At 60.8% G+C, this 13399-nt stretch carries 12 protein-coding genes; 4 read left to right on the forward strand and 8 right to left on the reverse strand.

Features of this window, described 5'->3' with window-relative positions; all coding sequences use genetic code 11:
* Nucleotides 1-15: 15 nt before the first annotated feature.
* On the forward strand, nt 16-1440 hold the full coding sequence (gene der, locus C934_RS0115425) for a ribosome biogenesis GTPase Der (protein WP_018857555.1): 1425 nt from the start codon (nt 16-18) through the stop codon (nt 1438-1440).
* Between the two features lie 14 nt (nt 1441-1454).
* Here der and C934_RS0115430 read toward each other — a convergent pair whose 3' ends face one another.
* Nucleotides 1455-1892, reverse strand: a complete 438-nt coding sequence (locus tag C934_RS0115430; RefSeq protein WP_018857556.1) for a MarR family winged helix-turn-helix transcriptional regulator — start codon at nt 1890-1892, stop codon at nt 1455-1457.
* 159 nt (nt 1893-2051) lie between these two features.
* Between C934_RS0115430 and C934_RS0115435 the strand changes: the two genes are divergently transcribed.
* A complete protein-coding gene (locus tag C934_RS0115435) occupies nt 2052-3065 on the forward strand; it encodes an alpha/beta hydrolase (protein ID WP_018857557.1) in 1014 nt (337 codons plus the stop codon).
* A gap of 5 nt (nt 3066-3070) precedes the next feature.
* On the opposite strand, the gene C934_RS0115440 is transcribed toward C934_RS0115435, so the two are convergent.
* Nucleotides 3071-4237 (reverse strand): glycosyltransferase family 4 protein, encoded by a 1167-nt coding sequence (locus C934_RS0115440; RefSeq protein ID WP_083929858.1) that lies wholly within the window; start codon nt 4235-4237, stop codon nt 3071-3073.
* Between the two features lie 156 nt (nt 4238-4393).
* A complete protein-coding gene (locus tag C934_RS0115445; protein WP_018857559.1) occupies nt 4394-5314 on the reverse strand; it encodes a sugar kinase in 921 nt (306 codons plus the stop codon).
* A 151-nt stretch (nt 5315-5465) separates the two neighbouring features.
* Between C934_RS0115445 and C934_RS0115450 the strand changes: the two genes are divergently transcribed.
* Together C934_RS0115450 and bglA are read left to right on the forward strand one after the other, a co-directional pair.
* Entirely contained in the window at nt 5466-5699 is a 234-nt protein-coding gene (locus C934_RS0115450; protein ID WP_018857560.1) for a hypothetical protein, read from the forward strand.
* Nucleotides 5700-5765: 66 nt separating this feature from the next.
* A complete protein-coding gene (bglA, locus tag C934_RS0115455; protein ID WP_018857561.1) occupies nt 5766-7415 on the forward strand; it encodes a beta-galactosidase BglA in 1650 nt (549 codons plus the stop codon).
* A gap of 4 nt (nt 7416-7419) precedes the next feature.
* On the opposite strand, the gene ade is transcribed toward bglA, so the two are convergent.
* From ade to C934_RS0115480, 5 genes are all read right to left on the reverse strand, one after another.
* Nucleotides 7420-9117, reverse strand: a complete 1698-nt coding sequence (ade, locus tag C934_RS0115460; RefSeq protein ID WP_018857562.1) for an adenine deaminase — start codon at nt 9115-9117, stop codon at nt 7420-7422.
* 137 nt (nt 9118-9254) lie between these two features.
* Nucleotides 9255-10358 (reverse strand): branched-chain amino acid ABC transporter substrate-binding protein, encoded by a 1104-nt coding sequence (locus C934_RS0115465; protein WP_018857563.1) that lies wholly within the window; start codon nt 10356-10358, stop codon nt 9255-9257.
* A gap of 257 nt (nt 10359-10615) precedes the next feature.
* Nucleotides 10616-11944 carry an aspartate aminotransferase family protein gene (locus C934_RS0115470; protein WP_018857564.1) on the reverse strand — a complete coding sequence of 443 codons (1329 nt, stop codon included), beginning with the start codon at nt 11942-11944 and terminating at the stop codon, nt 10616-10618.
* 265 nt (nt 11945-12209) lie between these two features.
* The gene (locus tag C934_RS0115475) at nt 12210-12527 is read right to left on the reverse strand and encodes an ArsR/SmtB family transcription factor (RefSeq protein ID WP_018857565.1); all 318 of its coding nucleotides are present in this window, start codon (nt 12525-12527) and stop codon (nt 12210-12212) included.
* 96 nt (nt 12528-12623) lie between these two features.
* On the reverse strand, nt 12624-13379 hold the full coding sequence (locus C934_RS0115480; RefSeq protein WP_018857566.1) for a HugZ family pyridoxamine 5'-phosphate oxidase: 756 nt from the start codon (nt 13377-13379) through the stop codon (nt 12624-12626).
* Nucleotides 13380-13399: the final 20 nt, after the last annotated feature.

The following is a 13399-nucleotide window of genomic DNA, read 5'->3' on the forward strand; positions in this document are numbered from 1 at the left end:
AAGTAAGGAATATCAATGAGCTTCACGGTCGCCATCGTCGGTCGCCCGAATGTTGGCAAGTCGACGCTTTTCAACCGCCTGGTTGGGAAGAAGCTGGCGCTTGTCGACGACACGCCGGGTGTCACCCGCGACCGTCGCCCCGGCGAGGCGCGGCTCGTCGACCTGCGTTTCACCATCGTTGATACCGCCGGTCTTGAAGAGGCCCATGAAGAGAGCCTGCAGGGCCGCATGCGCGCCCAGACCGAAGCGGCGATCGATGAAGCCGACCTTTCTCTGTTCGTCGTCGATGCCAAGACGGGCCTGACGCCTGTCGACACGGCGCTCGCGGAAATGCTGCGTCGTCGCGGCAAGCCGGTCGTGCTCGTGGCCAACAAGTCGGAAGCTCGCGGCTCGGACGCTGGGTTTTACGACGCTTATTCGCTCGGCCTTGGCGAGCCGACTCCGATCTCGGCGGAGCACGGGCAGGGGATGCTCGATCTTAGGGATGCGATCGTTGCCGCGCTTGGCGAAGACCGGGCGTTTCCGCCGAAGGAAGATGTCGCCGTCACCGACGTCGATATCCCTCAGTCGTCCGGCGAGGAAGGCGAGGAAGAGGAAGAACCCGTATACGACGACACCAAGCCGCTGCGTGTGGCGATCGTCGGCCGCCCGAATGCCGGCAAGTCGACCCTGATCAACCGCTTCCTGGGTGAGGACCGGTTGCTGACCGGACCGGAAGCCGGAATCACACGCGACTCCATCTCGGTTGAATGGGACTGGCGCGGCCGCACCATCAAGATGTTCGACACGGCAGGCATGCGCCGCAAGGCCAAGGTGATCGAGAAGCTGGAAAAGCTTTCGGTTGCAGATACGCTCCGCGCTATCCGCTTCGCCGAACTTGTCGTCATCGTCTTTGACGCGACGATCCCCTTCGAGAAACAGGATCTGCACATCGTCGATCTCGTGCTGCGCGAGGGCCGGGCTGCCGTGCTCGCCTTCAACAAGTGGGACATGATCGAGGAGCCGCAGGCGGTTCTCGCGGACCTGCGCGAAAAGACCGACCGGCTGCTGCCGCAGGCGCGAGGAATCCGCGCCGTACCGATCTCCGGCCAGACGGGTCGCGGGCTCGACAAGCTGATGCAGTCGATCATCGATACGGACAAGGTCTGGAACAAGCGCATCTCGACCGCTCGCCTCAACCGTTGGCTGGAGCAGCAGCAGGTTCAGCATCCGCCACCGGCAGTCTCCGGTCGCCGTATCAAGCTCAAGTATATGACGCAGGTGAAGGCTCGCCCGCCGGCCTTCATGATCTCCTGCACGCGCTCGGACGCGTTGCCGGAATCCTATACGCGTTATCTGATCAATGGCTTGCGCAACGATTTCGACATGCCGAGCGTGCCGATCCGCATTCACTACCGCTCGCCCGAAAATCCGTACGAATCGAAGAAAAGACGGAGCTGATCAAGCGAGCAATCTTACGTCTCATAACGCGACAGCGTATCGCGTAGTGTGATGATATCTGCCGCCAGCCGCTTCAGTTCTGCAAATTCCCGGCCCGATGCATCCAGAATGCAGCCGGGAATGGATGCCGCACGCTTCCTGAGTTCGCGGCCTTCCTCAGTCAGGCCAATAATGACGACACGCTCGTCCTCCTTGCCGCGCTGCCGCTTGATGTAGCCGGTCGCTTCCATGCGTTTGAGGAGGGGGGTAAGGGTGCTCGACTCGAGATGCAGCTTCTCGCCGATGCCGCCGACAGTCTGTCTGTCTTCCTTCCAGAGAGTGACCATTACCAGATATTGCGGGTATGTGAGATCCAGTGCGTCAAGCATCGGCTTGTAGACGCGGTTCATCGCGTGGTTCGCGGTGTAGAGGGCGAAGCACATAAAATCGTCGAGGTTGAGATCGTCGCTCATGTCGTGTTCTCCGGAAATGATCTAATTATATCGCGCAATAAATAATCGCAATCAAGTTTGTTGCATAGGAGTTATGCCAGAATGTTTATCGTGCGATAAACAATAGTGCGATAAACAAATGGTGTGTTCACGACGAACCGCAACCAAGAGGACTGGACAATGTCGACCATCAAGACCGCACTCTCCGCAGCCACGATCCTGGCAGCCACCACATTCGGCGCCGCTGCCGATCCGGTATTGGAACCGACGACGCAGAAGTTCATCGACGCGCTGGCCGGCGCCAAGCCGATCTACACGCTGTCTCCGTCCGACGCCCGCGACGTACTTGCCGGAGCGCAGAAGGGCGATGTCAAGAAACTCGCCGCCAAGGAAGAGAACCTCACGATCAAGGCTGGTCCGACCGGCAGCATCAAGCTGCGCGTCGTCCGTCCGGAAGGCGCGAAGGGCAAGTTGCCCGTCGTGATGTATTTCCACGGTGGCGGCTGGGTTCTCGGCGATGCCGAGACGCATGACCGGCTCGTTCGCGAGATCGCCAACGGCGCCAAGGCCGCCGTCGTCTTCGTTGATTATGAGCGCTCGCCTGAGGCACGCTATCCGATCGCGATCGAGCAGGCCTATGCCGCTACGAAATACGTCGCTGAGCATCAGAAGGAATTCAACGTCGATGCGAGCCGCCTGGCAGTGGCCGGCGATAGCGTCGGTGGCAACATGACGGCAGCAGTGACCCTTCTAGCCAAGGAGCGGGGCGGTCCCGCAATCGATCAGCAGGTCATGTTCTATCCCGTGACCGACGCCAACTTCGAGACCGGCTCCTACAACCAGTTCGCCAATGGTCCCTGGCTGACCAAGGAGGCCATGAAGTGGTTTTGGAACGCCTATCTGCCTGACGAAGCCAAGCGCAAGGAGCCGACCGCTTCGCCGCTCCAGGCATCGCTCGACCAACTGAAGGGCTTGCCGCCGGCATTGATTATTACCGATGAGAACGACGTGCTGCGCGACGAAGGCGAGGCCTATGGCCGCAAGCTGACGCAAGCCGGCGTCAAGGTAACCTCCATCCGCTACAACGGTACGATCCATGACTTCGTGCTTCTGAACGCCATTGCCGAGACACCGGCAGTGCGCAGCGCGGTCTCGGTCGCCAGCCAGACGCTGCGCGAGGCGCTCAGCAAGTAACGCCTTCAGGTTCCCGAAGAGACAGGCCCGGCGGCTTCGCCGGGCTTTTTCGTTCTTGGCAGCGACTTGGCGGCAAATTGCCAGGCCTTTTTCCATTTCGGCGTAATGACACCGTTGGCAGCGCGGATGTTGTTGATGAACTGCGTGGTTGCCGCTTCCCAGGAATATTGAAGCGCGAGTTCGCGTGCTTTCTCGCGGGAAGCAGACAATGCCGTCAGGCAGGCCGTTTTCAGGTCGTCGTCGAGTGCTCCGACTTCGTTGTCGTCTCCGATGATGTCGAACGGGCCGGTGACAGGGTAGGCGGCCACGGGAACGCCTGACGCGAGGGCCTCGAGGATCGTATTGCCGAACGTATCCGTCAGCGACGGGAAGACGAAGACATCGGCCTGGGCATAGGCCTTTGCCAGCTCCTCGCCGACTTTTAGGCCGGTGAAATGCACATCGGGATAGCGTTTCTCGAGTTCCGTGCGGGCCGGCCCGTCACCGACGACGACCTTCGATCCGGGCAGGTCGAGATCCAGGAAGGCCGGCAGGTTCTTTTCCAGGGCAACGCGGCCGACTGTCATGAAGATCGGGCGGGTAAGGCTGAACGGCGCATCTTCCGGGGGCATGGGGCGGAAATGATCGGCATCAATGCCGCGGCTCCACGGCATGAGGTTTCGAATGCCCTTTTCGGAGAGTTCGCGCGCGAGGCTTGGGGTCGCGACCATGCAACCGGCGCCCGAGTTGTGAAACCAGCGAACGAAGGCGTAAAGCCAGCTCTTCGGTATGGGCAGGCGAGCCGAAACGTATTCCGGAAAGCGGGTGTGGTAGCTGGTGGAGAAAGGCATGCGATTCTTCAGGCACCAGCGCCGCGCCGTCAGTCCCAACGGGCCCTCCGTCGCGATATGAACGTAGGAGGGCATGTGTTTCTTGATCTCGCGCGCGACGCGGCGGTAGCTCGCTATCGAGAGACGAATTTCGGGATACGTGGGGCAGGGCACGCTGTGAAAGCCCTGCGGCGTCACCATCGCCACGTCGATGCCCATCTTCGCCAGTTCGCGATTGGTGTTCTCGATCGAACGGACGACGCCGTTGACCTGCGGATGCCAGGCATCGCTGACAATCACCAGCCGTTCCGCCATGCCCAGCCGAGATGCATACCGGCCTTCGTTGCCTCCAACATCCGACATATGTTGCAGCACGCCCCAATCCCATCCATGCCGCGCCCGCGGGGGCGCCGGCCCAATTCCCGGCTGACCCGGAGACTCGATTCCCGCGCCTCACATTCTGGCGGTCGTCGATGATGGAAATATTACAGTCGCACTGCGCCGATCGTTCGATGTTGCTCAGGTCTTGTCGATGCCGAGCTTTTCCCATGCGACGAGGGCGCCGTGTTCGCTAACCACGCGTGCGGCGACCTTCGCGGCAAACGCCGCTGCAGCAGGGGCGTCCTTCGTTTCGAGATAGCGGGCGAGAAATGCGCCGTTGAAACTGTCGCCGGCGCTGGTCGTGTCGACGACCTGTTCGACCTTTTCGGCTGGGACGAAGCTCTCCACGCCGTCGAAGCTCAGGGTCGCTCCCTCTGCGCCGTTCTTAACGACCACATCGGTCGCGCCAAGCGTGCGATACCGCTGGATCGTCGCAGCGATCGAGACGTCGCCGAAGTGCGTTGCTTCGTCGTCAAAACTCGGCAGCACCAGGGACGAGGCGCGCGCACCTTCGCTGATCGTCGCATGCATCACGTCATAGCCGGACCAAAGCCGCGGGCGGATATTGGGGTCGAAGGCCACGATCTTGCCGGCGGCCTTGGCGCGACGGACTTCGGCGAGCAACGTATCGGCGTCATTGCGAGACAGGATCGCAAGTGTGATGCCGGAGAAATAGATGACGTCGCATGCCTCGATCGCCTCGCGCAGGAGCTCCGCATCGGCTGCCAGCTGGCGGGCGGCCGAGTTGTCGCGCCAGTAGCTGAAGGAGCGCTCGCCGTCCTTGAGGCTGATCATGTAGAGACCGGGCGCTTTACCCTTGATGCGCCTGATAAATTCCGTGCCGATGCCAGCCTGCTTGTAGAAGGCGATCATCTCATCGGACATGGCTTCGTCGCCGAGCGCGGTAAAATACTCCACCGACCAATCTGCCGGCAGGCAGGCGCGAGCATACCAGGCGGTGTTCAGCGTATCGCCGGCAAAGCCCTTGCGTAGCAATCCGGCGCCTGCCTGCGAAAGCTCCACCATGCATTCACCGATCGATAAAAAACGCCCGCTCACAGAAAGCCTCCCTGAATTTTCCCGTTTCGCTGATACGCGCAGAGCACCTTCCTGACAAGCCGAGAGCGGCATGTGCCTGCGGCATTAGGCCGGATTTGTTGACCGTGTGGACGGGGCGCATAATGACGCGCGTAGCTATGGGGATATGTTCATGCAGAAGATCCCAGTTTCTCTGATCGCCATTTCACTTATCGCGGGACTATCCCTCTCAGCTATTCCCGCTTTCGCACGCGGCGGAGGCAAGGGCCGAAAGATGGATTGCCAGACACTCGCCATGCAGGAGCGCAACTCCGTGGGCGGCAAGCTACCGAGCAAGGACATCAAGCGCCGCGACAAGATAAAGCGCAGAATGCAGAAACTTGGATGTGCGACGGATCCCGGCTGAAGGTTGTTTTTTGGCGCGCCCGCTTTAGTCTTGGCATGATTGCGTGATGCGGGAGATGATTGGCTGATGTCGGTTGCAGGCAAGACGGCGGACTGGTGGCGGGGTGCTGTCATTTATCAGGTCTATCCGCGATCCTTTCAGGATACCAACGGAGATGGTCTCGGAGACCTGAAGGGCATTACCCGGAGATTGCCCTATATCGCCAACCTTGGCGTAGATGCGATCTGGCTGTCGCCGTTCTTCAAGTCACCCATGGCCGACATGGGTTACGATGTTTCGGATTATTGCGATGTCGATCTGATCTTTGGCACGCTTGATGATTTCGATGAAATGATGGCGGCCGCCCATGGGCTCGGCCTCAAGATCATCATCGATCAGGTCATTTCCCATACCTCCGATGTTCATCCCTGGTTTGTCGAAAGCCGCTCGAGCCGGACCAATCCCAAGGCGGACTGGTATGTGTGGGCGGACCCGAAACGGGATGGGACGGCCCCCAACAACTGGCTCTCGATCTTCGGTGGACCAGGATGGGAATGGGACGGCGTGCGCCGGCAGTATTACCAGCATAACTTCCTGACCTCGCAGCCGGATCTCAACTTCCACAGTCCGGAGGTTCAGGATGCCGTGCTTGCCACCGTGAAGTTCTGGCTCGACCGCGGCGTCGACGGCTTCCGCCTCGACACTGTCAATTATTACTTCTGCGACAGGCTGCTTCGCGACAACCCTCCGCATGCGCCCGATGAGAGCGATACCGGTCTCGATGCGCCGGATACCAACCCGTACGGCATGCAGAACCACCTCTACGACAAGACGCAGCCGGAGAATGTCGGCTTCCTCCGGCGGTTCCGGGCGCTGCTTGATCGCTACGAGGCGCGCGCGACGGTCGGCGAGGTCGGCGACGGTGCCCGCTCGCTGAAGACCGTCGCCGCCTATACGGGCGGCGGCGACAAGCTGAACATGTGCTACACCTTCGACCTGCTCGGACCGGACTTTACCGCGACGCATATTCGAAACTGCGTCGATGCCTTCCAGAAATCGGTTGCCGATGGGTGGGTATGCTGGGCGTTCTCGAACCACGACGTCAACCGTCATCTGAGCCGCTTTGCCAAGACGGCAGCAGAGCGGCCCGTGATCGCCAAGCTCGCCATGTCTGTGCTGGCGACGCTGCGCGGCTCGATCTGCCTCTACCAAGGAGAAGAACTTGGGCTTCCCGAGGCCGAGCTCGCCTTCGAGGATCTGCGTGATCCCTATGGCATCCGCTTCTGGCCGGCGTTCAAGGGACGTGACGGATGCCGCACTCCGATGCCCTGGGAGGCTGCCAAGGCGCATGCTGGCTTTACGAGCGCCGAGAAGTCATGGTTGCCGGTGCCTTATGAGCAGGCGGCGCTTTCCGTCGATACGCAGGAGAGCGATCCGAATTCCGTGTTGCACCACTACCGGCAGACGCTCAATTTCCGGAAAAGCCACCCGGCTTTGCTCAATGGCACTATGGAATTCATCGGTACCAATCAGGACCTTCTCGCCTTCACGCGCAGCAAGGGAAGCGAGAAGCTGCTCTTCGTCTTCAACCTGACGCGCAAGCCCGCGCAGTTCATGCCGCCGGCCGGAATGGTGATCGGAGAACGGCTGGCGATGCCGGGCTTCGCGGCGGCAGCCGGAACCGGTCCAATCAAGCTGGCCGCACTCGATGCATTCTGCGCACGGGTGGCTGGCTAGACGCTCACCCGACGAGGGCGAACTTGTCGACGTCCACCATTCCGCGATCCGAGATCTTCAGGTGCGGAATGACCGGGAGCGGCAGGAAGGCCACCTGCAGGAAGGGTTCCTCAAGCGTCGTGCCGAGCGCGTAGGCGGCCTTGCGTAGATGGTGGAGCGTGTCGCGCACCGTCTCGTAGGTCTCGAGGCTCATCAGGCCGGCAATGGGCAGGGCGATCTCGCCGGTGACCTTGCCATCCTCGACGACAACGAAGCCGCCGTTGATTTCGCCGAGGCGATTGGCGGCGAGGGCCATGTCATCCTCGCTGACGCCGACGACGCAGATGTTGTGACTGTCATGCCCGACGGTCGAGGCGATCGCACCTTTCTTCAGGCCGAAGCCCTGGACGAAACCATTGGCATGGTTGCCGTTCTTGCCGTGCCGCTCGATGACGGCGACCTTGATGATGTCATTGCCGAGATCGACGTCAGTCTGGTTGCCCTTCACCGGTAGCCGGTAGCGGCGATGTTCGGTGATGATCTTGCCGGGCGTGACGCCGATCACAGGGGTTTCGCCGTCGGCGACGGGAACGCCGAAGTGCGCGGCGTTGACGGGCCGGGCCTTGACGCTATCAAGGCCGACCGGTTCGACGGGCTTGCGCGTGGCGAAAAGCTCTGGGGTCACTTGGCGCCCAGCGGCAAAGACGAGATCTGCGCGGCAGTTTTCGAGGCTGTCGATGACCACGAGGTCTGCACGCCAGCCGGGGGCTACGAGACCGCGGTCCCTCAGGCCGAAGGCACGGGCAGCCGAGATCGACGCGGCGCGATAAATGGCCAGCGGCTCGACGCCGTTCTTGATCGCGGTCCGGATCATGTAGTCGAGATGGCCTTGCTCGGCGATGTCGAGGGGATTGCGGTCATCAGTGCAAAGGGCGAGGTACGGCGACAGGCGCTCGGTGATGATGGGCATCAGGGCCGCCAGATCCTTCGACACGGAACCCTCGCGCACGAGGATATGCATGCCCTTGCGCATCTTTTCTAGCGCTTCGGCAGCACTGGTGCATTCATGCTCTGTGCGGATGCCGGCGGAGAGGTAGCCATTCAGGTCATTGCCCGAGAGCAGGGGGGCGTGGCCGTCGATATGCTGCCCCTGGAAGGCATCGAGCTTGGCCATGCAGATGGGATCCTTGTGGATCACACCGGGGAAGTTCATGAACTCGGCGAGGCCGATGACCTTCGGATGATGGCGAAATGGAAGGAGACGTTCGATCGGCAGATCTGCGCCCGATGTTTCCAGATGCGTGGCGGGCACGCAGGAGGAGAGTTGGACACGGATGTCCATGATCGTTTCGAGGGACGAATCGAGGAAATACTGAATGCCTTCGGTGCCGAGAACATTTGCAATCTCGTGCGGGTCGCAGATGACTGTCGTTACGCCATAGGGCAGGACGCAGCGGTCGAATTCGTGCGGCGTCACCAGCGACGACTCGATGTGGAGATGCGTATCGATGAAGCCCGGCACCACGATCTTGCCCGAGATATCGATCTCGGTTTCGCCGTCGTAGCTGCCGCACGTGCCGACGATACGATCCTGTGCGATCGCGACATCGGATGCCACCAGTTCGCCGGTCACGAGGTCGAAGAAGCGTCCGCCTTTCAGAACGATGTCGGCGGGCAGGCGGCCCGTCCCTTGGTCGATAAGGCGTTCGAGCTTGGCGGTCATGGCATCCTCGTGCTGGCGTTTCACCAGTTATAGCCCATGTGTCTGACAAAGCGAGATCGGCTTTGTCGGCCGGTCCACAAACGAAAACCGGGCGCCCCAGAGGGACGCCCGGCGATCGAAATCGGAAGATCGAAGGCTTATTCGGCCGGAACGATCTTGCCAGCTTCCCACTTGTAGAGCGCGAAGCTCTGCGAAGTCAGGTCGCCGGTTTCGCCGTAGGTCAACTTGCCGATTGCCGTCGGGATCGCTTCGCCGCCCTTCAGCGCCTTGGCGACTGCTTCGGAATCCTCAGCGCTGCCAGCCTTCTCGATACCTGCCTTCAGGACTTCGACTGCGGCGTAGGCGTTGAGCGTGAAGGCTTCGGCCGGGATGCCCTTGGCCTTCAGCGCATCTGCAGCTGCCTGCGAATCCGGGCTCTTGGTCGCATCCATGGCATTGGTGAAGATCGTGCCGCCGGCTGCGTCGGTACCGATGTTCCAGAACTCGCTGTTCGAGAGGCCGTCGCCGCCGATGATGACGGCCTTGACGGACAGGTCATGCAGCTGGCGGGCCAGCAGGCCGCCTTCCGGGTGATAGCCGCCGAAATAGACGACATCGACGTTCTCGGCCTTCAGACGGGTGGTCAGCGCGCTGAAATCCTTGTCGCCAGGGGTCAGGGAGTCGTCGAGCACTTCCTTGATGCCGCCAGCATTCAGTGTGGCCTTGAATGAATCGGCCAGGCCCTTACCGTAGGCGCCCTTGTCGTTGATGATCGCAACGCGCTTGTCCTTGAAGTTCTTCAGGACGTAGTTGGCGGCGACTTCGGCCTGCTGGTCGTCGCGACCGCAGGTGCGCAGGACGTTGGCGAGGCCACGCTTGGTGAGGTCTGGTGCGGTTGCCGTCGGGGTGACCATCAGCACGCCGTTCTCAGCAAGAACGTCGGAAGCCGGGATCGCGACGCCCGAGGTGACCGGGCCGACGACGAAGCGGATACCGTCGCCGACGAGCTGGTTTGCAGCGGAAACGCCCTGCTTGGGTTCGCCGGCATCGTCGGCATATTTGAGGATGACTTTCTCGCCGAGGATGCCGCCCTTCTTGTTGATCTCGTCAACAGCAGCCTGCGCGCCATTCTTCACCTGATCGCCATAGGCGGCAACGGGGCCAGTCAGCGGCGCGATGAGGCCGATGGTGACGTCAGCATGGGCGAGCGGCGCAAAGGCAAGCGAGGCGACGAGGGCCGCCGACAAAGTCTTCAGACTCATTTTCTTTCTCCTTGGGTGGGTATCAAAACCCGCGATTTAAGTGCCGCGGCGGCGAGCCCAGATCGTCAACAACCCTTGCAGGGGGATGCGCCAAGAGACGATGAGCAGCCGCGCGCCGAAACACCCGCCCTCCATATTTGGCTTCGACGGACGCTTTGCAAGTTTCTTAGGAATTTACCGTCGATTTCGCAAGAAGATAAAGAAATAGGGCCCGCTTTTGCCTGATTTGACAAAAGCGGGCCCCGAAAACGCGTCGTTTAGATGTTATTTTGCAAAATTTCGCGCAGTTTTCCGAAGAGCTCGTCGATGTGGTGCTTTTCGATGATGAGCGGCGGCGAGAGCGCGATGATGTCGCCGGTAGTGCGGATCAACAGGCCCTTCTCATAGGCCTTCAGGAAGGCGGTAAAGGCGCGCTTGGTCGGCTCGCCGGCGATCGGATCGAGCTCGATCGCGCCGATCAGGCCGGTGTTTCTGATGTCGATGACATTCGGGCAGTCCTTCAGGGAGTGCAGCCCGTCGGCCCAGTAATCCGAGAGCTCGGCGGCGCGGGTCAGGAGGCCTTCTTCCTTGTATGTGTCGAGCGTGCCGAGTGCTGCGGCGCAGGCGATCGGGTTGCCGGAGTAGGTGTAACCGTGCATGAACTCGATCATGTGCTCGGGGCCGCTCATGAACGCGTCATGGATCTCTGCGGTCACGAAGACCGCGCCCATAGGAATCACACCGTTGGTCAGGCCCTTTGCGGTGGTGATCATGTCCGGCTTGACGTCGTAGTACTGGGCAGCGAACGGCGCGCCGAGGCGGCCAAAGCCGGTGATGACTTCGTCAAAGATCAACAGGATGCCGTGCTTGGTGCAGATTTCGCGGAGCTTCTGCAGGTAGCCCTTCGGCGGGATCAGCACGCCGGTCGAACCGGCAATCGGCTCGACGATGACGGCGGCAATCGTCGAAGCGTCGTGTAGCGTGACGATGCGCTCGAGCTCGGTCGCCAAGTCGCCGCCATGCTCGGGCTGGCCGCGGGTGAAGGCGTTCTTGCCCGGCTGATGCGTGTGGGGCATGTGGTCGACGCCCGTCAGCAGCGTGCCGAACATCTTGCGGTTGGAAACGATGCCGCCGACGGAGATGCCACCGAAGTTGACCCCATGATAGCCGCGTTCGCGGCCGATCAGACGGAAGCGCGAGCCGTTCCCCTTCACACGATGGTAGGCGAGGGCGACCTTCAGCGCCGTCTCGACCGATTCAGACCCCGAATTGGTGTAGAGAACGTGGTCCATGCCTTCGGGCGCGATGTCGACGAGGCGGTTCGCGAGTTCGAACGCCTTGGGGTGGCCGAGCTGGAAGGCCGGCGCGTAGTCGAGCTCACCAGCCTGTTCGCGGATCGCTTCGGTGATCTTCGGCCGGCAGTGGCCAGCATTCACGCACCAGAGGCCGGCGGTGCCGTCGAGCACCTGACGGCCGTCATGGGTCTGGTAGTACATGTCCTTGGCGCTGACGAAAAGACGCGGCTCCTTCTTGAACTGGCGGTTCGCAGTGAAGGGCATCCAAAAGGCCCGAAGGTCGTTTGGCGTGGTATTGAGGCGATTGGACATGCTGTTCTCCATGGCCGTTTCGGAGGCCCTTCCCAGTATTGGCTGATGCGGTTTTTTTACTGCCCGGTCAAATTATCAGCGGTTCTTCGGGCGTCAAGCCGCTGACATTGCCGTCAGGCCGTTGCATCGGAGGTACGCGCAAAAAATAGACCGGCATCGCTGCCGGTCTAAAAGTATGTAAACGTGCTGAAATGAGGTTGCCACACTATTCCGGATGCATTTCACGGCAGTGGGGCTTATCAGCTGACATTATGTCAGCTTGTCCTTACGCCGCGGACTTTGCCTGGCTTTGAACAGAGTAGATGTCGGTGAGGGCTTCGAGGATCCTGAGGACCGGCTCGGAGCTGCTGGAGTAGTAGATCGTCTGGGCGTCGCGGCGCGTCTTCACCAGTTTCTGGGCGCGCAGCTTTGACAAGTGCTGCGACAGCGCGGACTGGCTCAAGCCAACCTCCTGCGCCAGCGCACCGACCGGGATTTCGCCCTTCACGAGGTTGCAGAGAATGAGAAGCCTTTTCGGGTTTGCCATTGCGGACAAGAGCGCAGCGGCAATATTCGCATTGGCGGTTAAATCGATTGTGTCCATATCTTCTTCCCGATGTGAAACTAATTTCAAAAACGCATGTTCCCGCTCAATGCCGGACGGCGAAAACTATCAATACGGCGTCAAGATTGTATATAGCTAAATTTCAGGTATTGCGGATTTTATGTTAGATATATGGAAATAAACGTCCTCGATGTCCTCTGCGACGGCAGCGAATTCGCAACGCAGAAGCAAATCACCCGAAATCAGATCGAAACCGGCGCAGTCCACTCCACAAATGCGCCAATCGCCGCCGTTGCCGGCCTTCAAACTCGCTGCGGTCATGGGGGCGAGATCGGGGCTTGTACCTAGTAATTCTTGCACTATCGCATCGGCCTGCGCCGCCACGTTCTCGTTCCCGGGGGATCGAATCGTCAGGTCGTCTCCATCAAGAAGATAGGCGCGACCAAACCCACCATTCAGGCTCGCGGATTGCGGCACCAGCCGGAGGAAGCGGAAATCCGGGAAATCGATATAGAGCTTTGCCTTGGCATGGCGGTTGAGGAAGCGGCTGCGAATCCGGGCATGGATGACGCTGTCGCGCTCGACCAGTTCGGCAAGGCATTGGGTCGTCAAGCGCGGATAGGCCAGTGGATCGCCCTTGCCGGGCTCGCCCGTCAGAAGCGACGCACGGCGATCGGCGTCGAGCGCGCGGGTATGCGTCGACAGGCCCGACACGAGAATGACGGGAACGCCATCGATGTCGGTGCCGAGAAGTACCCGGCTGGCAAATGGGAAGCCGGTCTCGGGATCGAGGACGGCGATTGCAGCATAACGGGCGGAGCGGAGAAGCGTGCGCGCGAGCTTGCGGGCTTCTCCGTCCGTTTCCCTGAGAACGGAAGCTTGATCTTTCATGTCCACTTTTCTGACCGAAG

It is taken from the genome of Rhizobium sp. 42MFCr.1 (assembly GCF_000377185.1).
In the GTDB taxonomy this organism is placed as follows: domain Bacteria; phylum Pseudomonadota; class Alphaproteobacteria; order Rhizobiales; family Rhizobiaceae; genus Rhizobium; species Rhizobium altiplani.

Bases quoted from the DNA above. Each gene is read 5' to 3' on its own strand.
- der (WP_018857555.1), top strand. From the start codon at position 16: ATGAGCTTCACGGTCGCCATCGTCGGTCGCCCGAATGTTGGCAAGTCG.
- C934_RS0115430 (WP_018857556.1), bottom strand. From the start codon at position 1,892: ATGAGCGACGATCTCAACCTCGACGATTTTATGTGCTTCGCCCTCTAC.
- C934_RS0115435 (WP_018857557.1), top strand. From the start codon at position 2,052: ATGTCGACCATCAAGACCGCACTCTCCGCAGCCACGATCCTGGCAGCC.
- C934_RS0115440 (WP_083929858.1), bottom strand. From the start codon at position 4,237: ATGTCGGATGTTGGAGGCAACGAAGGCCGGTATGCATCTCGGCTGGGC.
- C934_RS0115450 (WP_018857560.1), top strand. From the start codon at position 5,466: ATGCAGAAGATCCCAGTTTCTCTGATCGCCATTTCACTTATCGCGGGA.
- bglA (WP_018857561.1), top strand. From the start codon at position 5,766: ATGTCGGTTGCAGGCAAGACGGCGGACTGGTGGCGGGGTGCTGTCATT.
- ade (WP_018857562.1), bottom strand. From the start codon at position 9,117: ATGACCGCCAAGCTCGAACGCCTTATCGACCAAGGGACGGGCCGCCTG.
- C934_RS0115465 (WP_018857563.1), bottom strand. From the start codon at position 10,358: ATGAGTCTGAAGACTTTGTCGGCGGCCCTCGTCGCCTCGCTTGCCTTT.
- C934_RS0115470 (WP_018857564.1), bottom strand. From the start codon at position 11,944: ATGTCCAATCGCCTCAATACCACGCCAAACGACCTTCGGGCCTTTTGG.
- C934_RS0115475 (WP_018857565.1), bottom strand. From the start codon at position 12,527: ATGGACACAATCGATTTAACCGCCAATGCGAATATTGCCGCTGCGCTC.
- C934_RS0115480 (WP_018857566.1), bottom strand. From the start codon at position 13,379: ATGAAAGATCAAGCTTCCGTTCTCAGGGAAACGGACGGAGAAGCCCGC.